19 protein-coding genes, 2 tRNA genes, 1 other RNA gene and 1 pseudogene are annotated in these 24,607 nt (G+C 32.9%); 15 read left to right on the plus strand and 8 right to left on the minus strand.

The window, feature by feature from the left end; all coding sequences use genetic code 11:
- Window positions 1-3,255 precede the first annotated feature (3,255 nt).
- The 6 genes from CL818_RS03235 (at window position 3,256) to CL818_RS03260 (ending at window position 9,923) form a co-directional block, all read left to right on the plus strand.
- Window positions 3,256-4,887 (plus strand): ABC-F family ATP-binding cassette domain-containing protein, encoded by a 1,632-nt coding sequence (locus CL818_RS03235; protein ID WP_013188125.1) that lies wholly within the window; start codon window positions 3,256-3,258, stop codon window positions 4,885-4,887.
- Window positions 4,888-5,054: 167 nt separating this feature from the next.
- Window positions 5,055-5,696: a pyridoxamine 5'-phosphate oxidase gene (gene pdxH / locus CL818_RS03240; protein WP_219360098.1), complete on the plus strand. Its 642-nt coding sequence runs from the start codon at window positions 5,055-5,057 to the stop codon at window positions 5,694-5,696.
- A gap of 4 nt (window positions 5,697-5,700) precedes the next feature.
- On the plus strand, window positions 5,701-6,186 hold the full coding sequence (locus CL818_RS03245) for a SixA phosphatase family protein (protein WP_013188123.1): 486 nt from the start codon (window positions 5,701-5,703) through the stop codon (window positions 6,184-6,186).
- Entirely contained in the window at window positions 6,187-8,289 is a 2,103-nt protein-coding gene (ppk1, locus tag CL818_RS03250) for a polyphosphate kinase 1 (RefSeq protein ID WP_219360100.1), read from the plus strand.
- Window positions 8,289-9,188, plus strand: coding sequence for a Ppx/GppA phosphatase family protein (locus CL818_RS03255; protein WP_041241015.1), 900 nt, complete (start codon window positions 8,289-8,291; stop codon window positions 9,186-9,188). Before ppk1 ends, CL818_RS03255 begins: the two co-directional genes overlap by 1 nt.
- Window positions 9,189-9,356: 168 nt before the next feature.
- The gene (locus tag CL818_RS03260; protein ID WP_272973907.1) at window positions 9,357-9,923 is read left to right on the plus strand and encodes a porin family protein; all 567 of its coding nucleotides are present in this window, start codon (window positions 9,357-9,359) and stop codon (window positions 9,921-9,923) included.
- A gap of 56 nt (window positions 9,924-9,979) precedes the next feature.
- Here CL818_RS03260 and CL818_RS03265 read toward each other — a convergent pair whose 3' ends face one another.
- Entirely contained in the window at window positions 9,980-10,561 is a 582-nt protein-coding gene (locus tag CL818_RS03265) for a MiaE family protein (protein WP_272973906.1), read from the minus strand.
- A 1-nt stretch (window position 10,562) separates the two neighbouring features.
- The gene (locus tag CL818_RS03270; protein ID WP_272973905.1) at window positions 10,563-12,365 is read right to left on the minus strand and encodes a DNA polymerase III subunit gamma/tau; all 1,803 of its coding nucleotides are present in this window, start codon (window positions 12,363-12,365) and stop codon (window positions 10,563-10,565) included.
- Between the two features lie 83 nt (window positions 12,366-12,448).
- Here CL818_RS03270 and CL818_RS03275 point away from each other — a divergent pair, with 83 nt between their 5' ends.
- Window positions 12,449-13,282: a M23 family metallopeptidase gene (locus CL818_RS03275; RefSeq protein ID WP_286971500.1), complete on the plus strand. Its 834-nt coding sequence runs from the start codon at window positions 12,449-12,451 to the stop codon at window positions 13,280-13,282.
- A gap of 16 nt (window positions 13,283-13,298) precedes the next feature.
- Window positions 13,299-13,608: RNase P RNA component class A (gene rnpB / locus CL818_RS03280), an RNA gene on the plus strand.
- Window positions 13,609-13,766: 158 nt separating this feature from the next.
- Here the strand turns inward: rnpB and CL818_RS03285 are convergent.
- Window positions 13,767-14,306: pseudogene (locus tag CL818_RS03285) on the minus strand (TrmH family RNA methyltransferase); the annotation flags it as partial.
- Window positions 14,307-14,359: 53 nt separating this feature from the next.
- Window positions 14,360-14,941, minus strand: a complete 582-nt coding sequence (locus CL818_RS03290; RefSeq protein ID WP_013188115.1) for a fasciclin domain-containing protein — start codon at window positions 14,939-14,941, stop codon at window positions 14,360-14,362.
- Window positions 14,942-15,122: 181 nt separating this feature from the next.
- Between CL818_RS03290 and CL818_RS03295 the strand changes: the two genes are divergently transcribed.
- Window positions 15,123-15,836 (plus strand): hypothetical protein, encoded by a 714-nt coding sequence (locus CL818_RS03295; RefSeq protein ID WP_272973903.1) that lies wholly within the window; start codon window positions 15,123-15,125, stop codon window positions 15,834-15,836.
- Here CL818_RS03295 and CL818_RS03300 read toward each other — a convergent pair.
- From CL818_RS03300 to CL818_RS03315, 4 genes are all read right to left on the minus strand, one after another.
- On the minus strand, window positions 15,833-16,357 hold the full coding sequence (locus CL818_RS03300; protein ID WP_272973902.1) for a hypothetical protein: 525 nt from the start codon (window positions 16,355-16,357) through the stop codon (window positions 15,833-15,835). The genes CL818_RS03295 and CL818_RS03300 overlap by 4 nt on opposite strands.
- Complete coding sequence (locus CL818_RS03305) at window positions 16,354-17,595, minus strand: DUF6638 family protein (protein WP_272973901.1); 1,242 nt, start codon at window positions 17,593-17,595, stop codon at window positions 16,354-16,356. Before CL818_RS03305 ends, CL818_RS03300 begins: the two co-directional genes overlap by 4 nt.
- A gap of 80 nt (window positions 17,596-17,675) precedes the next feature.
- Complete coding sequence (locus CL818_RS03310; protein ID WP_286971504.1) at window positions 17,676-18,425, minus strand: C40 family peptidase; 750 nt, start codon at window positions 18,423-18,425, stop codon at window positions 17,676-17,678.
- Between the two features lie 9 nt (window positions 18,426-18,434).
- Complete coding sequence (locus tag CL818_RS03315; RefSeq protein ID WP_286971506.1) at window positions 18,435-19,613, minus strand: acetyl-CoA C-acyltransferase; 1,179 nt, start codon at window positions 19,611-19,613, stop codon at window positions 18,435-18,437.
- A gap of 109 nt (window positions 19,614-19,722) precedes the next feature.
- Between CL818_RS03315 and CL818_RS03320 the strand changes: the two genes are divergently transcribed.
- The 6 genes from CL818_RS03320 to CL818_RS03345 all read left to right on the plus strand — a co-directional run bounded on the left by CL818_RS03320 (window position 19,723) and on the right by CL818_RS03345 (window position 24,575).
- Window positions 19,723-21,768 (plus strand): HD family phosphohydrolase, encoded by a 2,046-nt coding sequence (locus CL818_RS03320; RefSeq protein WP_286971507.1) that lies wholly within the window; start codon window positions 19,723-19,725, stop codon window positions 21,766-21,768.
- A gap of 126 nt (window positions 21,769-21,894) precedes the next feature.
- Window positions 21,895-21,978: transfer RNA gene (locus tag CL818_RS03325), tRNA-Ser, on the plus strand.
- 36 nt (window positions 21,979-22,014) lie between these two features.
- Window positions 22,015-22,089: transfer RNA gene (locus CL818_RS03330), tRNA-Pro, on the plus strand.
- Between the two features lie 194 nt (window positions 22,090-22,283).
- Window positions 22,284-23,534: a site-specific integrase gene (locus tag CL818_RS03335; RefSeq protein ID WP_286971509.1), complete on the plus strand. Its 1,251-nt coding sequence runs from the start codon at window positions 22,284-22,286 to the stop codon at window positions 23,532-23,534.
- Between the two features lie 134 nt (window positions 23,535-23,668).
- Complete coding sequence (locus tag CL818_RS03340) at window positions 23,669-23,872, plus strand: hypothetical protein (RefSeq protein ID WP_238524712.1); 204 nt, start codon at window positions 23,669-23,671, stop codon at window positions 23,870-23,872.
- A gap of 76 nt (window positions 23,873-23,948) precedes the next feature.
- Window positions 23,949-24,575, plus strand: a complete 627-nt coding sequence (locus CL818_RS03345; protein ID WP_013188106.1) for a Crp/Fnr family transcriptional regulator — start codon at window positions 23,949-23,951, stop codon at window positions 24,573-24,575.
- The last annotated feature ends 32 nt before the right edge of the window (window positions 24,576-24,607 follow it).

A 24,607-nucleotide genomic window follows, 5' to 3' on the forward strand; every position in this document is an offset into this window, starting at 1 on the left:
TAGTTGTTGTGTGGATTAGCAATTTCTCCTATAATATAGGCAGATGGTGTGTCCTTTACTTTTAAAACCTCGTTTTTACAAGAAATTAAACACAAGAATATGCTAAATAGCAGGCTGTGGTGTTTTAACTTCATCTTTTTGAGCTTGATTGTTTAAAATAATAAATCGGTCAATAGCATCTGTAAATTCAGGTTCTAAAAAGTGGATGCTTCTCTGTAAAACTCGACTATTTTTATCTAAAAACAATATTCTTCTTGAAAGTTTAATTAAAGTACTTTGGCTTTCCTTAAAAGAGGCTAATTTATATTCTTTTGCAGTATTGTATTCAAAATCTTCAATAATATCTAACCACTCACCTTTAGGTTCTTTATCTATATTAATTGCTATAAAATTAAGGTCTGGATACATCTTTTGAAGATCATACATCTTATTATGGTAAGCTCTATAATTATCTGCATTGGTGCCAGTCCACGTCATTATAATTGTAGGCTTAGTTACTACATTGCCTAAAGTAACACTATCTTTTGTATTAGCAGATATTAAAATACGTTGTGCAATTGTGCTTCTGGAAAGATAGCTTCTTTGCATATTTGCCAAGTCTTCAATTTTCTCTGCTTGCTTTTCATTTGGTAAAAGCTCAGATACCAATCTGTATATGTCATCAATTTCCTCTACACTTTTGGCAGTTATAATGCTAGAGGTTGCAAAATTTTGAAGGTATCTGGATTTTAGACTNNGTAAGGTAATGAGTGAGTCTGTNATTTTAATTCTTTCAATATAGCTTTCGAGAGTAGAGAGGTTTTGGCAATCATTAGAAGTTTGCTTACATTTTTTTATGTAGGCGTTAGTTATGTAGCTATTAATAAATCTTAAGTAAGAGAAATCTGATTTTAAAGGAGCGTCATTAAAATTAACGTCNTNACGATATTCAAAATAGGTGTCACTAAATTGNTCTAATAACTCTGGTTTAACCTTAGTTATAAAATTAAAGTAGCGCTCTTTAATNTCGTAATNGTTNTAATTTACTACTTGTCTTGCTAAATATTTAAACTCATTAGANTANCCTCTTTTGCTGAGTAATTTCTTAGTTTTTAGTTTTTGAGATTCCCAATCTTCTTTAATATGTTGTTCAAATACTTTAGGACCAACTTCTAATTCTGATATAAGTTTAGAGTCACTTTTTTCATTGATTAAAAAGATATCTATCAAANAATTATTCTTCTTATNGCCTTTGCCAGAAAAGGAAATAGACTCATCGAATTCGTAAGTATTTAAGCGTATTAATATACTGTCTTTAGGTTCTAAATAAACAAGTTGTTGCTCGGTAAAATGCTTAAAGTTATAAATGTCTGGTTTAACGTTTTTAACTATATATTCAAATCGTCCTTTGTCATCTAAATAAATAGTATCNATTAAAGCATTGTTTTTAAGAAGTACAACGTGGTTAACCTTGGGATTAATAATTTGTCCTCCTAAAAAAGCATCTGTTTTGCCAATCTTAGAATCCTTAGAAGAATTTTGANAACTAACTAAAGCAGTTAAAATAAGTAGGGCGTAAGTAAGATTCTTAATCATATTTAACCTCTAAGATTAGGTGAAGTTTTATAAACTATGCAAGTTAACGTGATTATATACAAACTTTTGTTAAAAACTGTTAAAATATGTTAATTGAAGATCTTGTTACTGGTTAAGAAATTCCAGGATGATTTGCTCAAAATCAGAGTCATTTAAGAGTGTTGCACCAATGACAATTGTACCTTGTTTATCTACAAAAATAACTTTATTGGTATAGTTNTTTAGCAGTTTAGAAGCTACCGGAGATGTTAATATATGGTATTCCTTTTCTGGATTATAGTTATGCTCTTCAATAGTCTTAATCCAAGGATTTACAGACGTTGGGTCTTCAGAGAAATTTGCATAATCTGTTGTAATACCTATAAAATCTACTTCAGGATATTTTATACTAAGATTGCGTATTTTCTTGTGATTAGTACTGTGGTGCAAATAAGAATCGATATTCCAACTGTGTAATATTGTTGGCTTATTAATAANTTCCTTTAAAGTAGATGTGTTTTTATCTACATCTACAATTCTTACTGAAGCCATATTNCTTCCAGGCAAAAATAATTTTTGAAGATATAANAGNTTTTTAAGTTCTTGTATACCATCTTTATTATACCCTAAGTTACTTAATAATTTTATGGTTTTTTGAGATGTTATNGTATCATTACTTAATAAAACACCTTGTTTTCCAAACCTATTGTAAAATCTGTCTTTAAGAACAGGTAAATNTGTNATNGAATCTAGTAAGTTGGCTTTAAGCNNTATATTATTAAAATCATTGTTTTTAGTACAATCTAAAACNTCTGTATGTTCTTTTATACAAATATCAAAAACCTTGTTTTTTAGGTAGTTGTCTAAAAGTCTAATGTTGGTATAGTAATATNGAAACTCTTCATCATTAAATTCTAAATCTTCTCTATAGCTAAAATACTCTTTAGTAAAGAGCTTTCTTTTTTCTGGGTAGTACTTAGAGATGAAAAAGTAAAAACGTTCTTTAAGATCATAATATTGAAGATGTGCTGCTTTCTTAGCAAACTTTAAATAGTCTTTNGATAAGTTTACCTGTGAAGCGATTTTTTCAATCTGCGCTAAATTTTGATTAAGTTGATCTTCAATTTTAGCAGAGACAAGATGTGGTTTTAAAGCACTGTTTCTAACTAAGAAATCTTCAGCCAATTCATTTTGTAAATACAAACTGGTAATAAAGTTATTTTTCTTGTAACCTTCACCGCTAAAAGCTATTGACTCGTCAAAATTAAATGTATTTATATGGAGTAGGATGCTATCATTTTCTTCAATATAAATTAGTTGGCTTTCCTTNTTNTAAGAAAACTCATATAANCCATNGTCAGGATTATTAATTTTAAAAGAAAACCTATTAAAATCGTCTACTTTGGAAGAGTCTACAACCTTTCCNAATTTCTTTAGGTATATATTGGTAGCTGTAGGATTTACGATTTGACCACTAAAAATAGCATATGCTTTAGTATTCTCTGATTTGCAAGAATTTAAAAGAAGCGTAAATAAAAATAGAACTAGTAATGTTGACCTCACTTTGTAAATTTGTTGTGGTAAATGTAATGCTACTTCAAATTCTACATTGTTAATCAGTAGTTAAATGGAAATCTGTAATCGTTAATCTTTTATTAATCTCTTTAATATGACTACTTTTGCCGAAAAATTAAACAGTTTATGCTAACAGTTTCAAATTTATCTGTACAGTTTGGTAAGCGTGTCCTTTTTGATGAGGTTAACACAACGTTTACACAAGGCAATTGCTATGGTATTATTGGCGCAAATGGTGCTGGAAAGTCTACCTTCTTAAAAATTATTTCGGGCAAGTCTGAGCCTACTTCTGGCCAAGTGTCTTTAGAGGCAGGAAAACGTATGTCTGTTTTAGAGCAAGACCATACATTATATGATGAGTATCCAGTATTAGAAGCTGTTATAATGGGTAATAAACCATTGTATGCTATTAAGAAAGAGATGGACAGCATTTATGCAAAAGAAGATTTTGGAGATGCTGATGCAGAACGCGTAGGAGAACTTCAAGTAGATTTTGAAGAAATGAATGGTTGGAATGCAGATAGTGATGCTGCGGCATTATTATCTAACTTAGGGATAGAGCCTGCTTTGCATTATACAAAAATGGCAGATATAGATGGTAAACTAAAAGTAAGAATTCTTTTAGCTCAAGCACTTTTTGGATCTCCAGATGTACTTATTATGGATGAGCCTACCAACGACCTGGATTATGAAACTATATCTTGGTTAGAGCATTTCTTAGCAAATTTTGAAAATACCGTAATCGTAGTATCTCACGACCGTCACTTTTTAGACGCTGTATGTACGCATATTAGTGATATAGATTTCGGAAAAATTAATCATTTCAGTGGTAACTATACCTTCTGGTATGAGTCTTCACAGTTAGCAGCAAGACAACGCTCGCAACAAAATAAGAAGGCAGAAGAAAAGAAGAAAGAATTAGAAGAATTTATAAGACGATTTAGCGCCAACGTAGCAAAGAGCAAACAGGCAACATCTCGTAAGAAGATGATTGATAAGCTAAATATTGGGGAGATTAAGCCATCAAGCCGTCGTTATCCTGCAATAATTTTTGAGCGCGAGAGAGAAGCTGGAGACCAAATTCTTAACGTAGAAAACTTATCATCTTCAATAGATGGAGAGTTGTTGTTTAAGAATATTAACTTAAATCTGGCTAAAGGAGATAAAGTGGTTGTCTTTTCTAGAGACTCTAGAGCGACTACAGCATTTTATCAAATACTAAATGGACATCAAGAAGCAGAATCTGGCAAAGTTGAATGGGGTATCACTACTAACCAATCATACTTACCATTAGATAATTCACAGTATTTTGAAAGCGACCTTACATTAGTAGATTGGTTGAGACAATGGGCTAAAACAGAAGAAGAACGCGAGGAAGTACACATAAGAGGTTTCTTAGGTAAAATGATTTTTAGTGGAGAAGAAGCACTTAAAACCTGTAACGTACTTTCTGGAGGAGAAAAAGTGAGATGTATGTTAAGCCGTATGATGATGATGCGTGCTAATGTTTTAATGCTAGACGAGCCTACAAACCACTTAGATCTAGAATCTATTACAGCATTTAATAACTCTTTAAAGAACTTTAAGGGAACGGTTATGTTTACAACACATGATCACGAATTTGCACAAACCGTAGCAAATAGAGTAGTGGAGCTTACACCTTCTGGAGTTATAGATCGTTACTTAACGTTTGATGAGTATATGAGTGATAAGAACATAAAAGAACAGCGTGAGAAAATGTATGCAGTTAATGCGTAACACCTGTATTTTAATATAAATTTTAAAACACCTGTAAAATATAAATTACAGGTGTTTTTTATTTTAAGAAATGTAGAAGTAGATATAGTTTTACATTGTCTATTTTAAACGAAAATGTAACATTGTTTTTATAACTAAAAACTTATTTCTTAATATCTTTAACCTATATGAAAAACATAGAGGACTACAGACAATCCTACGAGAAAGATACCTTGGTCGAAACGGCATTAAGAGACCAACCTTTGGCACAGTTTGAAGACTGGTTTAAAACAGCAGAAGCTTGTGAAGATATCTTAGAGGTTAATGCAATGACGTTGTCTACACTAGGTAAAGATGGATTTCCAAAATCCAGAGTGGTTTTGCTTAAGGAGTTTTCTCAAGAAGGCTTTATTTTTTATACCAATTATACATCAGAAAAAGCAGAAAGTATTGCTTACAACCCAAAGGTATGTATGTCCTTTTTTTGGCCACCATTGGAAAGACAAATTATAATTAAAGGAACTGTTGAAAAGGTTTCTGAAGAAAAATCTCAAGCCTATTTTAATAGCAGACCTAGAGGAAGCCAGTTAGGTGCTTGGGCATCTCACCAAAGTAGTATGGTGGCATCTAGAACAGTTATAGAAGAACGCTTACAGCAACTTAAAACTAAGTTTGAAGATAAGCCAATTCCCAAACCAGATTTTTGGGGCGGATTTTTAATAAAACCAGAAACGTTCGAGTTTTGGCAAGGAAGACCAAATAGGTTACACGATAGGATCCTTTATACAAATACAAATAACACGTGGAGTCATAGACGCCTAGAACCTTAGCATTATGAAAAGACTAATTTTAGTAAGACATGGTAAATCATCTTGGGAAACTAACCTTCCAGATAGGCAACGCCCTTTAAAATCTAGAGGCAATACAGATGGCATACTTATTTCTAAAGCCTATAAGGAAAGTTATAAAAACCCAGAATTAGTACTAACTAGTGATGCTGTAAGAGCAAACACCACAGCTAATATATTTAAGGCAACGCTAGAGATTCCAGATGATAAATTTATTGTAGATCCTAAACTTTACACTTTCGACGAGCGTGAGCTAAAGCACATTATAAAAGGTTGTAAAGAAAGTATAGATACGTTAATGGTTTTTGGCCATAATAACGCCTTAACATTTTTAGCTAATGATATAGGCAGTGAGTATATAGATAATATACCAACAACAGGCCTTGTAATTATAGACTTTAAAGTAGAACGTTGGACACAAATTAAAGAAGGACAAACAATAAAGACATTATTCCCAAAACATTTAAAGTAGATGCACGATAACCAATATGTAAACCGGGAATTAAGCTGGTTACAATTTAATGCTCGAGTTTTACAGGAAGCAGCAGATATAAAAGTACCCTTAATAGAGCGCTTAAGATTTATAGGAATTTTTTCAAATAACTTAGACGAATTCTTTAAGGTAAGATACGCTACAATAAAGCGAATAGATTTAGCGGGCAAAGGTGCTAAAAGCATTTTGGGAGGTATTAAAGCTTCAGATTTATTAGAGAAAATAACCAAAATTGTTATTGAGCAGCAAACGGAGAGCTTAACAATACTTAAAGCTATTCAGAAGGAAATGGCTGAGGAAAATATTCTTTTCCTAAATGAAACTAACTTGTCTGAAGAGCAACAACTATGGTGTAAAAATTACTTTCTACAAAAAGTAAGTCCTGCATTAGTTACCATAGTATTAAATGATCTGGTTGAACTTCCTAGACTTAAAGATACAGCTGCATACCTAGCTGTAAAGATGGTTATGAATGAGGTTGAAGAACCTAAGGGCATAAAAAAAATTATAGGAAAACCACAGCGTGAAAAAAAATATATACTAATTGAAATCCCTAAAGATATAGAGCGCTTTGTTGTAATGCCAGAGAAAGATGGTAAACAACAAATTATAATTCTAGACGATTTAATTAGGGCGAATCTTCAAACCATATTTAACATCTTTAATTTTGAAAGTATCACTGCGCATATGATTAAAATTACCAGAGATGCAGAGCTGGATATGGATAGTGATTTAAGTAAAAGTTTCATCGAGAAAATATCATTAAGTGTTAAGGATAGAGTAGAAGGAGATCCTGTGCGCTTTGTGTATGATAAGAAGATAGGAAAAGATACGCTTACCTTCTTAATGAATATGATGGGTATAGACAATAATGATAGTATAATTCCTGGTGGTCGTTACCACAATAGGAGAGACTATATGAGTTTTCCTAGTTTAAGTGGTGGTAAGTATCTGTATGAAAAAGTAGAACCTTTACCTATAGCAAATTTTAATATTCAGGGAAGTTTGTTAAAACAGATATCAGAGAAAGATGTGCTGCAATATGCACCATATCACACATTTTCATATACAGTTAAATTTTTAAGAGAAGCTGCTTTAGACCCTACTGTAAGATCTGTAAAGATTACAATATATAGGTTGGCTAAGATATCTCATATTGCCAGCTCATTAATTAATGCAGTTAAAAACGGTAAAAAAGTTACAGTACAAATTGAATTGCAAGCACGTTTTGATGAAGCTGCAAACATTAAGTATGCCGAGCAAATGCAGCGTGAAGGTGTAAAGTTGATTTTTGGTGTTACAGGCTTAAAAGTGCACTGTAAAGCTTGTGTGATTGAACGTGAGGAAAAAGATGGTATGAAACGCTACGGCTTTATAAGTACTGGTAATTTTAATGAATCTACTGCAAGGATTTATACAGATTATACATTGTTTACTGCCAATCAAAAAATTCTTAAAGAGGTAAATAAAGTATTTAACTTCTTTGAGATAAACTACAAGGTTAGCAGGTATAAACATTTATTGGTAAGTCCTCATTATACAAGGTCTGGATTGCTAAAATTAATTCAGAATGAAATAAATCTTGCAAGGTTAGGCAAGCCTGCAGAAATAAAAATGAAGCTAAACAGCCTTTGTGATTACCCAATGATTGATAAGCTTTATGAAGCAAGCAGAGCTGGCGTAAAAATAAAGTTAATTATTAGAGGTATTAACAGTCTAATTCCTGGCGTGGAAGGTATGAGTGAGAATATAGAAGCCATAAGCATTATCGATAAATTTTTAGAACATCCTAGATTATATATCTTTGGAAAAGGAAGTGATTCTAAAATCTATATTTCTTCAGCAGATTTAATGTCGAGAAACTTAGATAACAGAGTCGAGATTTCTTGTCCTATTTATGACGAAGATATTAAACAAGAGCTGTTAGATACTTTCGATATATGTTGGAGTGACAATGTAAAAGCACGCGTGTTTTCAGCAAAAGAAGACAACGCCTATAAAAAAGCAATAGGGCCTAAAATTAGAAGTCAGTTCAAGACTTACGAGTATTATCTTAATAAAAATAAAAGCTTAAATATATAGTGTTAAATATAAGAACATATGCTGCCATAGATATTGGCTCGAATGCGGTAAGATTGTTAGTGATGACAATAATAGAGCAACCAGATAAAGAACCAATTTTCAAAAAAAGGAGTCTGGTAAGAGTACCAATTAGATTAGGTGCAGATGTGTTTTTAGGTGGCGAAATATCTAAAGAGAATATAGATAGAATGATTGATACTATGACGGCCTTTAAGCTGCTCATGACTTCTCATAAAATCGAAACTTATAGAGCTTGTGCCACGTCTGCAATGAGAGAAGCTAAAAATGGTGAAGAAGTTGCAAATACTATTCTTAAAAAAACCGGTATTAATATTGAAATTATAGATGGTAATGATGAAGCTGCAATTATTGCAGCTACAGATTTACATAACCTTATACAGTCTGATAAAAATTACCTGTATGTAGATGTTGGTGGTGGTAGTACAGAGTTTACTTTTTACGCAAGTGGGAAAACAATTGCTTCAAAATCATTTAAACTAGGAACAGTAAGACTGCTAGATGATACAGTGGTAAACTCGATGTGGGAAGATGTTGAAAAATGGATTAAAACAACCACTAAGCCTTATACAAAGATTGAGTTAATAGGTTCTGGAGGTAACATTAACCACGTGTACAAGTATAGCGGTAAAACTATTGGCAAGCCATTATCTTACTTTTACTTGAGTTCTTACTATCAAATGCTTAACTCATTAACTTACGAAGAGCGCATTACACAACTTAACATGAATACAGACAGAGCAGATGTGGTAATACCAGCTATGCGTATTTATTTAAGTGCTATGAAATGGAGTAGAAGCAGCAAAATTTTTGTCCCTAAAATAGGACTGGCAGATGGTATTGTGAAATCTCTTTATAATGATCGCTTAAAACAATCATAAGTAGAATAGATCTCAATTGTTAATGTTATCTTAAAATGAATATATTTATGCTTATCTTTAGCCTATAAATAGACATTAAGAAGAAAAATGGGATTGTTATAAAGTTTATTAAATAATACCATTAAATTAGTCATAACTTAGATAATCAATATTTTAACTTGTTTTCTTATGAAAAGATTTTTCCTTTTAACGGCAATGTTTACGTTGCTTTCTGTATTCTCTATCCACGCACAACGTGTTACAGGCGTACTTTCTGGATTTAAAGCTGGAATAAATGTGTCTAGTTTAAATAGTGATGCTACAGAAATAGATGAGATAGATGCTAGAGTTGGATTTCAAGCAGCATTTTTTGTTGAAATTCCTTTTAGTAGATCTTTCTCATTTCAACCAGAGCTGCAATACTCTGCACAAGGTGGCAAACAAGAGGAGTTTAGAGTTAACTACATACATTTACCGTTACTACTTAAATATAATGTTACAGATTATCTAAACATTCATTTAGGTCCACAGGTTGGTTTAAAAATTTGGGAATGGGAACAAGACCAAAACGATAACTTTAATAACTTAAATTATGCTGTATCTGGTGGTTTAGGAGCTAACCTTTCTGATAACTTTTTTATTGAAGCACGCTATGTATATGGTTTATCTAATATTACAGAAGATGTAAATGAATTTAATGTAGATCAAGATATAAAGAATAGCTACGTACAGGTATCTTTAGGGTACAGGTTATAAGACTATTTTAAAATATTAAAAAACGTCTGGCAATTAGTTGTCAGACGTTTTTTTTGTTATCCGTGTATAGTTTCAGACTTGCTGAGGTTTTTCATAATCTCTGCTTCATAATCAAGTAAAGATTGCCACTTCTCATTTACTTCATTTGTTTCGCCATACTGTCTTGCAAAACTTAGAAACATTGTATAATGATTGGCTTCACTAACCATAAGTTTTCTGTAAAACTCTCTTAGTGTTTTATCTTTTAAAGTTTCAGAAAGTAATCTAAAACGCTCACAACTTCTTGCTTCAATTAAAGCAGCATATAAAAGTCTGTGTACTAATTGTGTGGTACGACTTCCGCCTTTAGGAAAAAACTTTAATAACTGTAAAACATAATCGTCTCTTCTGTCTCTTCCAAGTGTATAACCTCTTTCAATAAGTTTATCATGAACCATTTTAAAATGGCTAATTTCTTCTTTTACTAGAGCAGTCATTTCCTGTACTAAATCTGTGTATTCAGGAAAGCTTACAATTAAGCTAATGGCGGTCGAGGCTGCTTTTTGTTCGCAAAAAGCGTGATCTGTTAAAATGTCTTCAATATTCTTTTCAACAATATTAACCCATCTAGGATCTGTAGGAAGTTTTAAACCAAGCATATTATATATCTAAATCAAAAGTTTGTCTAAGCTCATCAATTAATGGATTTTTCTCTCTAAGCTTATTGTATTTTTCCATTGGTGTAAACGCATACTTTTTGGCAGCTTCTTCATTTACATCAATAAAAAGTTGAATGTCATAATTCTGAAGCTCCTTTTTTAAGAACGTCATAAGATGGTAGGAGTGTCTTTCAACTTCTGTTTTCATGGTAACGTTGGGAAGTTGAATATATAAATTTGTTCCTTCTACTCTTGGAATATCTGTAGCTAGGATAGATGCCATTATTTTTCCGCCTTTGGTCTTAATCTTATCTATATATGCTTTCCAAACGTCGTGCAGCTGTTCTTCTGTAAAATCTTCCTTAGGCATATCCTTACCAATGGCATCTGCTTCTTGTTTCTTTTCTAAGATTTCTTTTTTGCGCTTTAAGCCTTTCATAGAAAGCGCTGAAGTTTTTTTACGAGCTACGCCAAGATCTATGTTTGGAGCGCTATTGGCTTTATTACCAGTAGTTACATCTTCTTTTTCTAAAGTATTAGTAGAAGTGTCTTTAGTTGTAGGTTGCAAGCGTTCTGAAACCTCTGAAGCTTGTGAGGCTATAGGATGCTCTTCTTGTTGTATGATAGTTTTTTGCTCTTCAGCAATTTTCACCTTACTGTTTCCTAAGGTTTGTTTTGGAGGCGCTTCTCTGTTAGCAAAATGACTTGCAGGTATTATGAAACTATTGCGGTTTTTTTTTTCTCCATCAAAAGTGATAGAGGCAAGCTGCATTAAACAAAGTTCGACAAGTAAACGTTGGTTCCTACTTGTTTTATATTTTAGATCGCAAGAATTGGCGAGCTCAATTCCTTCAATTAAAAAGGCTTTAGAAGCTTCTTGAGACTGTTTAACATAGCGCTGTTTGGTTTGGTCGCCAACTTCTAATAATTGTATGGTTTCTTGATTTTTGCACACTAACAAATCTCTAAAATGAGAGGCCATTCCTGCAATAAAATGATGACCATCAAAACCTTTACTTAGTATGGTATTAAACTGAACTAATGCTTCAGGAATATTATTATTTAAAATATGATCTGTCATTTCAAAATACGTATCGTAATCTAATACGTTTAAGTTTTCTGTAACAGCTTGTCTTGTAAGGTTGTTACCACTAAAACTTACAACTCTATCATAAATAGAAAGTGCATCTCGCATTGCACCATCTGCTTTTTGTGCAATAATATGTAATGCATCATCTTCTGCATTTACACCTTCTTTCTCTGCAATATTTGCAAGGTATTGCTTAGCATCTGTAACAGTAATACGTTTAAAATCAAAAATTTGACAACGTGAAAGAATAGTAGGTATAATCTTATGTTTCTCTGTGGTTGCTAAAATAAAGATTGCGTGTTTAGGTGGCTCTTCTAATGTTTTTAAGAACGCATTAAAAGCAGCTTGAGATAACATATGTACCTCATCTATAATATAAACTTTATAATGACCAACTTGTGGTGGTATACGCACTTGGTCTATAAGGTTTCTTATGTCATCTACAGAGTTATTAGATGCTGCATCTAACTCAAAAATATTAAAGGCAAAATCTTCATCTTCTGCTACATCCGTACCATCTTGATTAATCTTCTTTGCCAAAATCCTTGCGCAAGTAGTTTTACCTACACCTCGAGGTCCTGTAAACAATAAAGCTTGTGCTAAATGATTGTTTTCAATAGCATTTACTAGCGTATTTGTAATCGCTTGTTGGCCTACAACATCTGCAAACGTTGTGGGTCTATATTTTCTAGCCGATACAATAAAATGCTCCATAAAATTAAGCTTATAAGCAAATATAAAAATAGAAACCCTAAGTTTGTGTTTCCAAATCGCAATTATTTATAAGGTTATTCACAATGAGAACTACACTACTTTTAGCTTTTATCTGTTTTTCTCTTTTTGCTCAAGCACAAGAGACCTCTACATCATTACTATTTAAGAAAGTACCTATACCTGGTTATGCTTTTGATATTCTTGTAAAAAACACCAAACCTTATGTAATGTCTTATAAAGTTAAATTTGATGTCTATGGTTATAAGACAGATAATAGATATGAGTTTACAGATACTATTGGGCCAGGTGTTGAAAAGAAAATTATGCACTTGGAAGCTAAACGTAGAATTAAGAATAGAGATTTTACATATTCTTGGGTAGAGAGTATAGGTAATTTTAATACAAAACACGATTTAAACTTAAAGTATTACTTGCCCTATGAAGAAGGCAAAGCTTTTAAAGTTATACAAGCTTATGATGAAGGTAACACCCATAAAACTATTGAAGCTATAGATTTTGCAATGCCTACAGGTACTAAGGTTACAGTAGCAAGACGTGGTTTAGTGGTAGATATTAAGCAAGATAGTACAAATGGTTGTCCAGAAGAAAGCTGCGCTAGTGATGCTAATTTTGTACAGGTATTACATTATGATGGTACTTTTGCTAAATACCAACACCTGCAAGCCGAGAGTGTACTTGTAAAAGTTGGACAGTATGTTAATATAGGAGACGTTTTGGCGCTTAGTGGTGCAACAGGACAGGTATCTGAACCTCAATTACATTTTGAGGTGCAGCGTTTACATCCTAATTTAGACAGATATGTTACTGTGCCTGTAAAGTTTACTGTAAACGATGAAAATAAGTCTAAGATTTTAGAGGTAGGAGATACCTTTACACGTCCTAAGAACATACAATAATATATATTTGCAAGCTAAAGCAGATCGCCTTATCGCTGTATGAATTTTCATAGAGAGGAAAGTCCGGACACCATAGCACATTGTAGCGGCTAACAGCCGTCCGTTTTTAAGACGAGGACAAGTGCAACAGAAAGAATGTACAGGTTAAGCTGTAGTGAAACCAGGTAAACTCTACAAGGTGCAATGTCATGTAAATCAACGTTTGAGGGTTGTGCGCCCAATGTTGAAGGGTAGGCAGCTAGAGATTATTGGCAACAATAATTCAAGATAAATGATAAGGGCTTCTTTTAGGAGTACAGAATCCGGCTTATAGATCTGCTTTTTTTATACCTTCCTTTTCATAATACCTCTCAATAATTTTATCTGAACTTTTAATGGTATTCTTTGTCCAAAGTAGTTGTGTGTCAAAAAACTCCTCATCTGTTAGTTTCCAATCAACTTCAGACTGTTTTAACTCGTTAGTGATATGCTGAAGTATAATAGCTGCTGATACTGAAATATTTAAACTTTCTGTAAATCCAACCATAGGTATTTTTATATAGCTATCTGCCTGATTTAATACCTCTTCACTTAGACCATCTTTTTCGGTTCCAAAGAAGATAGCAGATGGTTTAGTAACATCAAAATCTCTTAAATTATGAGACTCAATATGAGGAGATGTTGCTACAATTTGATAGCCCTTTCCTTTAAGTGATTTAATAGAGTCTTGTACGGTATGATACCTGTTAATAGTTACCCATTTTTGAGCGCCCATAGCTATTTCCCTGTCAATTTTCTTTGCATTTTGTTCTTCAATAATATGCACATTTTGAACACCAAATACATCACAACTTCTTATAACGGCACTTGTATTGTGTAATTGGTACACATCTTCTGTAGCAACAGTAAAATGATTGGTGCGTTGCGATAGTACCTTTTTAAAAAGCTCTTGGCGTCTTGGCGTAAGGTAAGATTGTAGGTAGTCTAATAATTTCTGGTCTCTCATTACTGCAAAATAAAGAATAATAACCTTATTACAAGGCATAAAAAAACCCGAAGCCTAAGCTTCGGGTTAATTATATGCTAAGATGTGGTCTTTTATTTTGTGCTTGGTAATAATACAGTGTCTATTACATGAATTACACCATTACTTTGGTTAACATCTGCAATAGTTACAGTTGCTGCATTTCCTGAAGCATCCATTACTTTAACTTGAGCACCATCTAACATTGCAGTTAAAGTACCACCTTGTACAGTTTTCATTGTATGTTTTCCACCATCTTTCTTAATCATTTTTACTAAATCACTAGCATTTACTTTACCAGCTACAACGTGGTAAGTTAAAACACCTTGTAATTGAGCTTTATTTTCTTCCATAAGTAAAGTTTCAACAGTTCCTTCTGGTAACTTGTCAAAAGCTGCATTTACTGGAGCAAAAACTGTAAAAGGACCTTCACTAGCTAAAGTCTCAACCAAACCTGCAGCTTTTACAGCAGCAACTAAAGTTGTGTGATCTTTAGAGTTTACAGCATTCTCTACAATATTCTTGCTTGGGTACATTGCTGCACCACCAACCATTTTAGTTTCTTCTTTCATCATTTTGTCTTGAGCAAAAGATGTTGTTCCTACAAACATTGCAGCCATTAGTACTGCTACACTTAATACATTTGAAATTTTCATTATTTTAATTTTTAGTTGTTATATATCTAATAAACGTCTGTATGTCTTACTAGGTTTTTTGAAAGTATTGGTTTGTGAAGAATTTAACAATAGTTAAAATGTCTTATAAGTGCACAAAACTTGCTCATATACTGTTCAAAATTGAAGCCTTTTCTTTAATTTTAAAATAAAATATGTCGTTATGTTGAAAAGGGTTAATGTTGAAAAACAGCTGGTTAAAGAAAGAAATAACCGGAATGAATTTATATCTTATGTAGTTTCTGAGATTTTTGAAAATGTTACAGCAGAAGATGATAAAATATTGAATAAGCTTACAGAGCAACCATTAAACTCTCAAAATAATTTTAATCCAGAATTGCTTTTAACCAAGAATATTTATCACATTAACACGATAAAGAAGATATGTGTAGATTATAGATTACGGTTTTTAAACAGTAATTATTTTAAAGGCGATGTACCATATGAAGCCATATTGAAAATTAAAACTCTTGAAAAAGAACATAATATAGCGCTAAGCGGCTTTAAGATTATGGCACCATCTAAACTCTTTAGATTAAAGAATGCAGATGATCCTTTGTTGTTTGCGCCAATTGGAAATGGTTATTACTATTTAATACATAAATGGGGAAATGACTTGAGCCCTTTTAGAAAAATGGCTATGTGGCCATTTAAAACGTTTGAAAATCTTTTAGTATTAATAGTTGTAACAAGCATTTTGGCAACATATTTATTTCCAATGTCATTATTAACTAAGCAGGAAGAAACTTTACAAGAGTATATTCTTTTGTTTTTCTTTATGTTTAAAGCTGTTGCAGCTATTGTATTATATTATGGTTTTGCAAAAGGTAAAAACTTTAATACAGCAATTTGGAACAATACATATAGTAATGCTTAATCTAAATAGCCTTTATCTCTAAGGCGTTCTCTAGCACTTTTTTTGGGAGTTACTTCTTCCTGTTTTGCTGTCTCTTTAGGTTGTGGTGTAGGTTTGTGTTCTCCTCTTAAATCATTTACAAATGTTCTTCCTTTGTCGAAAGTGTCTTCTAAGGTATCTTCAACAATATCTGAGTTTTCTGTAATTTTTTTATTAGCAAATAATACTGCAGAGGCAACATAGCTACCTATTAAAGTTCCTACAATACAAGCTACAAACAATTGCACACTCGCAATTGATATTGGAGTTAATGCCATTACAGCCAATGCCGCTGCCAAAAATAAAAGTGAAATGTAAACAAGACGAAGTAAAAAGTTTTGTTGATGTAAAAAACCTTTACTGTTATCTGGTTTCATCTGTAAATGCTTGGCGTGTGTAATTCTATTTAGCATTCTAAATGTACGGTTGCTTCTAGATTCTCTCCAATACCAAAGAATCCCAAATAAGATAGCAGAAATAAATACAATAATCTCTAAAGTCATAAGCTATGGTTTTTAAGGTCTTCTTTAATTGTGGCTATAGCCCAATCTTTTAATGAAGCATCCCAGTTTTTATAATGGTCGTAAAACAATTCTTTTTCAAAATAATAAAGGTTTACAATATCTAATGGCGCAATCTTTAATAATAACTTCCAAATTAAAGTAAGGTGTTCATCTTGTAAAGAGCTGTGAGGTTTTGCCAAAGCTTTAAAAAATTGCTTTTGGTCTTTTGTGGTTTCTGTTACAGATGCAGATTTGGCCACAAACTTATCTACACAAAGCACGGTGTTCCTGTCCAACTCATTAATTTTGTGTAAGTAACTTTTAAAAAGAATATGATCTTCTAAAATGTCTTTTATAGGGTGATCTGTATGTGTTAAGTATCTTGAAAGCACAAACTTTTTAATACGCGCATAGCGTTCTGTTTTTGCTTCATCTTCAATATCACTTGTAATTATGCTGTGATCTATGAGTTTATCGAGTAACTCATCATCTGTAAGTTTATAAATTAGAACATCTTGTTCTGTATCTTTTATAGCTTCTTTATAATTTTTATCATCTTCAAAAATAAGAATGGTCTGTATAAAGTCTCTTAGCACAAATACACCTCCAAATGCTTTAGTATAAAATGAAGTTGTTTGATATGTTAAAGGAGCAAGCTTAAGTTTTCTTTGTCTTAAATCGCCGTGTTTTCTAGCTGAAGCTAATAACTTGATGTGCATTTGATCATCTATAAACTTGTTTTCTTCATAAAATGTCTCTATAAGCTCAAGTTGTTCTTCTTGCTTTTTGTCTAAGTCATTTAAAATCCTAAAACCAGTAGAAATAGTTTTATATTTTAAAAGATCTAAAGGATGATAAAAGGCATCAATAAATTGATCTAAATCTACACAAATAGCACCATCTCTTGTTATATCTGTAATTGCTTTTTTATGTGCAGCAAAGATGCCGTACATAATATCTTTGTCAAAACTATGAAACGGAAAATAAACAGGTTTGCGGTGTTGTTCTGGTGAGATGATAATTGCATTTGTATTTGCTTCTCCAATGTTTAAGTAATAAAGATTATCTTTTTCTTCAGCTACTTCTGGAGACCAGCCAATACCATCAACAGATATTTGTGTTAATGCTGTTGGCGCTATACCAATAAGTTTTAAACATTGGTTGTAACGGTTTACCAATGGTGTGTTAAGTGAAACAAGTTCACCTTTATAAAGTTTAGCGTCTTTAAGTTTTTGCATTTTAATAAATAGAGATTAAATGTAGGTAATCTACTATTTATAAGTTGTGGAGAAAGAGAAAAAGTTACAATTGACTATAATTAAACAATGGACTTTATAACTCTTAGTTTATGCGTATGTTCATTCTTTTCAACATTATAAATACCTGAATGGTCTATACGGTCTATACGTACTTTACCATGTGCGTGTATTATATAATGGTCTTTCATCATAATGCCAACGTGTGTAATTTGTCCTTCTGCATTATCAAAAAATGCTAAATCACCAGGCTCAGATTCTTCAATAAAACTTAATGGCTCACCTTGAGTTGCTTGTTGTGATGCGTCTCTTAAAAGTTTAAAGCCATTAAGTTTGTATACCATTTGTGTAAAACCGCTACAATCTANACCNNAAGGTGTTTTGNCACCCCAAAGGTATGGTGCATTAAGGTACATAAATGCNNTATCTACTATTTTAGATTTGTCTTGTTCATGCGTTGTGGTCATNCCCTCAAAANTATGCTCTAACAAAGCAGATTGGGANACNGCNGAACCAATAGGAATTGGAAATATAAGCTGTTGAGATGTTGTAATATAATCCATTACATCTGCAGATAATTTAGGGTCTGCAAGATTAATAGTGNTATACATCTCTTCAGATATTTCAAACAACTGTTTGTTATCTATCCAACCTTCATAGCTATCATAGCCAAACCTAATTCTGCTCCAAGATTTACGCATTTCTAATATTTTGAAGTGATCTCCATATAAGGCCTGCGTAACCATCTCGCTTGAATCTTCTGGAAACAGACGTACNGGTACAATGCTAAGAGGACAAATTCCGTAACGCATTAAAAAGTATTAAGGACGTTCAACTACAATTGCAGAAGCACCGCCACCACCATTACAAATACCAGCTGCTCCAATTTTTGCATTGTTTTGCTCTAAAACACTTAATAGGGTGATTAAAATTCTTACACCAGAACATCCTAGTGGGTGCCCTAATGATACTGCACCACCATTTACATTGGTCTTAGTATCATCTATTCCTAAAATCTTCATGTTAGCTAGACCTACAACAGAGAATGCTTCATTTAATTCAAAATAATCTACATCATCAATAGTTATTCCTGCTTTATCTAATGCCTTAGGTAATGCTTTTGCTGGAGCAGTTGTAAACCACTTAGGCTCTTGCGCTGCATCTGCATAACTCTTAATAGTTGCTAAAGGTGTTAAGCCTAATTCTTCTGCTTTTTCTGCACTCATTAAAACTACGGCTCCTGCGCCATCATTAATTGTAGATGCATTTGCTGCGGTAACAGTACCGTCTTTAGTAAATGCTGGACGTAAAGAAGGAATTTTCTCCATTCTTACGTTTTTATATTCTTCATCTTCNCTAACTACAACAGGTTCTCCACGACGTTGTGGCACCTCTACAGGAACAANTTCATTTGCAAATTTACCTTCGCTCCAAGCTTTTGCAGAACGCTTATAAGATTGAATTGCATAAGCATCTTGATCTTCTCTTGAAAATTCATATTCAGTAGCACAAAGATCTGCACATGTTCCCATTGCATTTTGATCGTANGCATCTACCAAACCATCTTTTTGCATTCCGTCTTCCATTTTTGCAGGTCCAAATTTTTGACCATTACGCATATGTACATAATGAGGTATTAAGCTCATATTTTCCATACCACCAGCAACAACGATATCTGCATCGCCCAAAGCAATAGCTTGCGCTCCATTTATTACAGCTTTCATACCACTAGCACAAACTTTATTAACCGTTGTACAAGGTACAGATTCTGGAATACCAGCACCTAATGCAGCCTGTCTTGCAGGAGCTTGTCCTACACCAGCTTGCACTACGTTACCCATATATACTTCCTGAACTTTTGAAGCATCTAATTTAATTTTATCTAAAGCACCTTTAATCGCAACACTACCAAGTTTAGTGGCTGTTACAGNAGATAAGCTTCCTAAAAAGCTTCCAATTGGTGTTCTTGCTGCACTTACAATGACTACAGATTTACTCATAATATATGTCTTGTTTTTTGTGTTGCGAATTTAGTGATTTTAAAAGGAAATCTAAACTATTCTGTACACTGCGCAATATTTTACTACTTTTGAGTATCAGCATAAGACTATGGCTAAATTTGTAGACAACCTGTATAAGAATCAGGCATTGTTTTTTAAGATTATGTTATGGGCACTGAGTACAGTGTTCATAGTTTATCTCTTTCCAAAAGGAGGNAAATTTAAGTATGAGATTACTAAAGGGAAACCTTGGCAGTATGAAAACTTGTATGCACCTTTTAATTTTGCTATTCTCAAGACAGATGAAGAGATAGCTTCAGAAAAAGAGGATATAAGACAAAAGCAAATACCGTACTATAACTATGATAATAAAGTTGTAGAAGAGGTTTCAGATAATATTGCAAAAGTGTTTTCAACTACATTTAATGATAGCATTAAGAGAACAGAAGGCAATCAACTTCTAAAATTTACCAACACTACATTTCAGGATATATATGAAAAAGGTATTCTACAAGAAATAGACGGTTTGGCAGAAGACCGCTTAGTGTTCTTAAAAAAAGGTAATGCTGCTGTTGAAGTAGAGTACGGAAGTCTTATTAAACAAAGCGAATTAAGAGCCTACATTAAAAATAAAGTTAAGCGAGCCAATCTCTCTAGATATGAAACAGAATTTGTAGAACTGTTTTTTGATTTAGTTAAACCAAACGTTATTGCTAATGAAACGCTTACACGTAAAGAAATTGAGAGTAAACTACAGGATATAAGTTATACACGTGGTAGTGTAACCAAAGGTAGTAGGATTATTGCTCGTGGCGAGGTTGTTGAAGGCGATAAATATAAAATATTAAACTCCNTAAAAGCAGAATTTGAGTCTCAAGTATGGAGCCAATCTAGTTANTATTGGGTTATTTTTGGTTATACCATTTTAGTATCTCTAGCTTTACTTATGTTACTTCTATTTATTAAAAAGTATAGAATTGAGATTTTTGAGAATAACACACAGATAACATTTATATTCTTTAATGTCTTAGTTATGGTATTGCTTACAACNCTGGTTGTAAAGTATAACCCAGAATTTGTGTACTTAGTTCCCTTGTGTATATTACCATTAACCTTAAAAGCATTTTTNGATGCGAGATTAGGTTTGTTTACACATGTTATAACAGTTTTATTATTAGGCTTTATAGTACCTAATAGTTATGAATATATGTTTTTGCAAATTTTAGCAGGAATAGTAACCATACTTACAGTATCTGAACTTTATAAACGAGCTAATTTATTTATCTCTGTAGCACAAATAACTCTAGTATATATCTTGGCATATTTTGCNTTTACTATAACAAGAGAAGGTACAGTAACAGCTATGAACTGGGAAACTATATTGTATTTTGTTACTTGTGGTTTAGCAACCTTGTTTGTACAACCTTTAATTTATGCTTTTGAAAAAGTATTTGGAATGGTTAGCGATATGAGTTTGTTGGAGTTGTCTGATACAAACTCAAAACTTCTCAAAAAAATGTCTAATACTGCTCCAGGAACATTTCACCATTCATTAAATGTTGCCAATCTAGCTGAAGCTGCTGCTAATGAAATTGGAGCAAATGCTATGTTAGTTAGGGTAGGAGCGTTATATCATGATATAGGTAAAATGAAAAACCCAACCTATTTTACAGAAAACCAAACCACATCTGTAAACCCTCATAACGATTTAGAACCACAAGAAAGCGCCAATGTTATTATTGATCATGTATTAGATGGTATTGAGATAGCAAAGAAGAATAAGCTNCCAGACCGTATTATAGATTTTATAAGAACACATCACGGTACAAGCTCTGTATATTACTTTTACATGCAAGAAAAGAAAACAAACGAAGATGCAGATGTAAGTGATTTTAGTTATCCTGGACCTATACCATTTAGCAAGGAGACAGCTATATTAATGATGAGTGATAGTGTAGAGGCAGCAAGTAAAAGTCTTAAAGAACCTACTAGTACGTTAATTGATAATTTTGTTGAAAAAATAATTAACAAGCAGATGGATGAAGGCCAATTTTTAAATGCCAATATAACATTTAAGGAAATACAGACNATCAAGAAGGTTTTAAAACGAAAACTTAACAATATCTATCATTTAAGAATAGAGTATCCTGAGTAGAAAGTTCATTCTAAGGTCATTATAAATTTGCAGAAAAAAAATTAAAAAAAGGTTTGGTAAGAATGAAAGCATCTCTTACATTTGCATCCGCTTAATGAAACAAGCGCAAGTTCTTAGAAAAACATTGGAGAGGTGCCAGAGTGGTAATGGAGCAGATTGCTAATCTGTCGACCTGCAAGGGTCGCCAGGGTTCGAGTCCCTGTCTCTCCGCTGAAATTTATAATTACCGGCACACAACATATTTTTCGGGGTGTAGCGTAGCCCGGTTATCGCGCCTCGTTTGGGACGAGGAGGCCGCAGGTTCGAATCCTGCCACCCCGACTAAAAGCCATTACAAATGGCATTAAAAACCTGTTAATCGTATGATTAACAGGTTTTTGTAGTTTTTAGGGTNTCATAGNATTTGATACAATATCATATAAAATGTTACTAAAAAGGCTACCAATTTTTTANCTTTAATCTAAAGAGCAATTACTGANTTGACATTCGTATAAGTTTAACTTAATACGACAGCTATGCGCTCAAAAGCNACANTAGGACTGCATTTCCTNCCAAAACTCAATCAGGAAAAAAATGGTCTTGCACCATTATATGTCCGTATCACAGTCAATAAAAAACGAGTTTACTTAAGTCTAAAACGTAAAGTCGAGGCTACCAAATGGGATACCTCGCAATCTAAAGTAAAAGGACACTCTGCAGATGCTCGACAACTCAACGATTATATCAATCAAGTAAACCGCCGTCTTCTTGAAGTTCATAAACAATTGGAAGATGAACAGCGAGTTATAACCGCACAAGCTATAAAGGCGAGATATCTAGGAGTAGATGATACATTCAAGAAATTATCAGACATCCTCACTTACCACGAGGATAAAATGAGAACAATTCTCAAGCCGGGAACTTTGAAAAATTACAAAACGACTTCCAAGTATCTTAAGAAGTTCCTCAAAACAAAAATGAAAACTGACGATGTATTTCTTAAGCATATAAACTATAGCTTCATAACCGAATTTGAGCATTTCCTGCGCACATTTAAAAGTAAAACTCACAGACCAACTCCCAGCAACAATGGTGTGATGAAACACCTCGAGCGACTAAAAAAGCTAATGAATTTAGCACAGAAATTNGAATGGGTTGNCAAAGANCCTTTCGCGAAGTTTTCNTTAAAATTTACCAAAGTGGAGCGCGAATTCNTNGACGANNTTGAAGTTCANGAGCTTATCAAATTNACNTCGCATAGAACAGCTTTAACTCAAACNCGAGATGTCTTCATTTTCGCCTGTTACACAGGNTTNTCTTGGATAGATGTNAAAAACCTCAGCCAAGANCATATNGTGAGAGGTATTGATGGNAGNAANTGGATTTATACGGNACGTGAGAAAACAGATACGCCAGTTAAGATTCCGCTTCTGCCAATTCCTGAGAAACTCCTATCGAGGTATGCCGAAAAAATGATGGATTCCGAATTACTGTTACCAGTGTATTCAAACCAAAAAACAAACAAATACTTAAAGGAAATTGCAATAGAGCTTGGCATAAGAAAGAAACTAACGTTTCACGTCGCTCGACACACCTTTGCGACGACGGTAACTTTGTCTAACGGCGTGCCGATTGAAACAGTCTCAAAATTACTAGGACATACTAAGCTATCTACAACTCAGATTTATGCACGTGTTATTGAAAGTAAAGTAAGTAATGATATGAATAAACTTCGTGATGAATTGAGAGATAAAATAGATATTAATAATAAGAAACAAGTTATGTAACATCGGTTACACTTTTTAGTTGACAATATTAATACCTTTAAAAAAAAACGATAATCTATAGCGTCTTGTATTTAAAGTGCCCACAATCTCGACAAGGAAAGTTTTTAGAAGTAAACTCTTACAAATTTTCTAATATGAACAAAGTTACAGTTAAGCATCCAAAATTTGGGCTTAAACACAGTATTGAACCAACGTTTTATACGGGATCTAGGTATGTGTCTTATGGTACAGAAATTGCAATTACCACCTATGTACTTACACTCATATTTGGATTGGATTTTGGCTCGTTAGGGCATCTTTTAAGTATTGTAGAAGCGTTGCTATTTACAATGTCCTAGATAGGTGCAGTATCGAATTCTATTTGGGCTTATTTCTATTTTAAATATAATTCTATTATCGCTAAACAAGTAAAACATGATTCAAGAACTTAAAGAATATTACGGTGGTCAGTTCGAACCTGAACTTATAAGCGAAATTAACCAGGTGGCAACATTTGTTGAAGTTCCTGAAGGTAAAGATTTGATACGACCTGGTCAATACATTAAAACTATGCCTTTGTTACTATCTGGAAGTATAAAAATAATGCGACCAGACTCTAACGGCGATGAACTATTACTTTACCATTTAGAGAAAGGTGATACTTGTGCAATGTCTATGACTTGTTGTATGGGTAACACTAAAAGTGAAATACATGCGGTAACAGAAACACCTGCAAAACTTCTAATGATACCAATTGAAAAAATGGAAGAATGGTCAAGTAAATATAGTACTTGGCGCAATTTTGTATTTACAAGTTATCACAACAGAATGATGGAACTTCTTGAAAGTGTCGATAATATAGCATTTAACAATATGGATGAACGCTTAGGGAATTACATTTTTGATAAAGTTAAAATTTTAAATAGTAAACATATATACACAACTCATAAAGAAATTGCATATGATCTTCATACTAGTAGAGTTGTAATTTCAAGGCTCCTAAAAAAAATGGAAAACAACCATTTAGTCAAATTACATAGGAGTTTTATTGAAGTCTTGTAACATCAGTTACATAGTTTAAATTATTCTAGTCT

Source organism: Croceibacter sp. (assembly GCF_002716225.1).
Lineage (GTDB): Bacteria > Bacteroidota > Bacteroidia > Flavobacteriales > Flavobacteriaceae > Croceibacter > Croceibacter atlanticus.

What these genes read in the sequence shown, in the direction of transcription:
- CL818_RS03235 (WP_013188125.1), top strand. Translation starts at nt 3,256, where the DNA reads ATGCTAACAGTTTCAAATTTATCTGTACAGTTTGGTAAGCGTGTCCTT.
- pdxH (WP_219360098.1), top strand. Translation starts at nt 5,055, where the DNA reads ATGAAAAACATAGAGGACTACAGACAATCCTACGAGAAAGATACCTTG.
- CL818_RS03245 (WP_013188123.1), top strand. Translation starts at nt 5,701, where the DNA reads ATGAAAAGACTAATTTTAGTAAGACATGGTAAATCATCTTGGGAAACT.
- ppk1 (WP_219360100.1), top strand. Translation starts at nt 6,187, where the DNA reads ATGCACGATAACCAATATGTAAACCGGGAATTAAGCTGGTTACAATTT.
- CL818_RS03260 (WP_272973907.1), top strand. Translation starts at nt 9,357, where the DNA reads ATGAAAAGATTTTTCCTTTTAACGGCAATGTTTACGTTGCTTTCTGTA.
- CL818_RS03265 (WP_272973906.1), bottom strand. Translation starts at nt 10,561, where the DNA reads ATGCTTGGTTTAAAACTTCCTACAGATCCTAGATGGGTTAATATTGTT.
- CL818_RS03270 (WP_272973905.1), bottom strand. Translation starts at nt 12,365, where the DNA reads ATGGAGCATTTTATTGTATCGGCTAGAAAATATAGACCCACAACGTTT.
- CL818_RS03275 (WP_286971500.1), top strand. Translation starts at nt 12,449, where the DNA reads ATGAGAACTACACTACTTTTAGCTTTTATCTGTTTTTCTCTTTTTGCT.
- CL818_RS03290 (WP_013188115.1), bottom strand. Translation starts at nt 14,941, where the DNA reads ATGAAAATTTCAAATGTATTAAGTGTAGCAGTACTAATGGCTGCAATG.
- CL818_RS03295 (WP_272973903.1), top strand. Translation starts at nt 15,123, where the DNA reads ATGTTGAAAAGGGTTAATGTTGAAAAACAGCTGGTTAAAGAAAGAAAT.
- CL818_RS03300 (WP_272973902.1), bottom strand. Translation starts at nt 16,357, where the DNA reads ATGACTTTAGAGATTATTGTATTTATTTCTGCTATCTTATTTGGGATT.
- CL818_RS03305 (WP_272973901.1), bottom strand. Translation starts at nt 17,595, where the DNA reads ATGCAAAAACTTAAAGACGCTAAACTTTATAAAGGTGAACTTGTTTCA.
- CL818_RS03340 (WP_238524712.1), top strand. Translation starts at nt 23,669, where the DNA reads ATGAACAAAGTTACAGTTAAGCATCCAAAATTTGGGCTTAAACACAGT.
- CL818_RS03345 (WP_013188106.1), top strand. Translation starts at nt 23,949, where the DNA reads ATGATTCAAGAACTTAAAGAATATTACGGTGGTCAGTTCGAACCTGAA.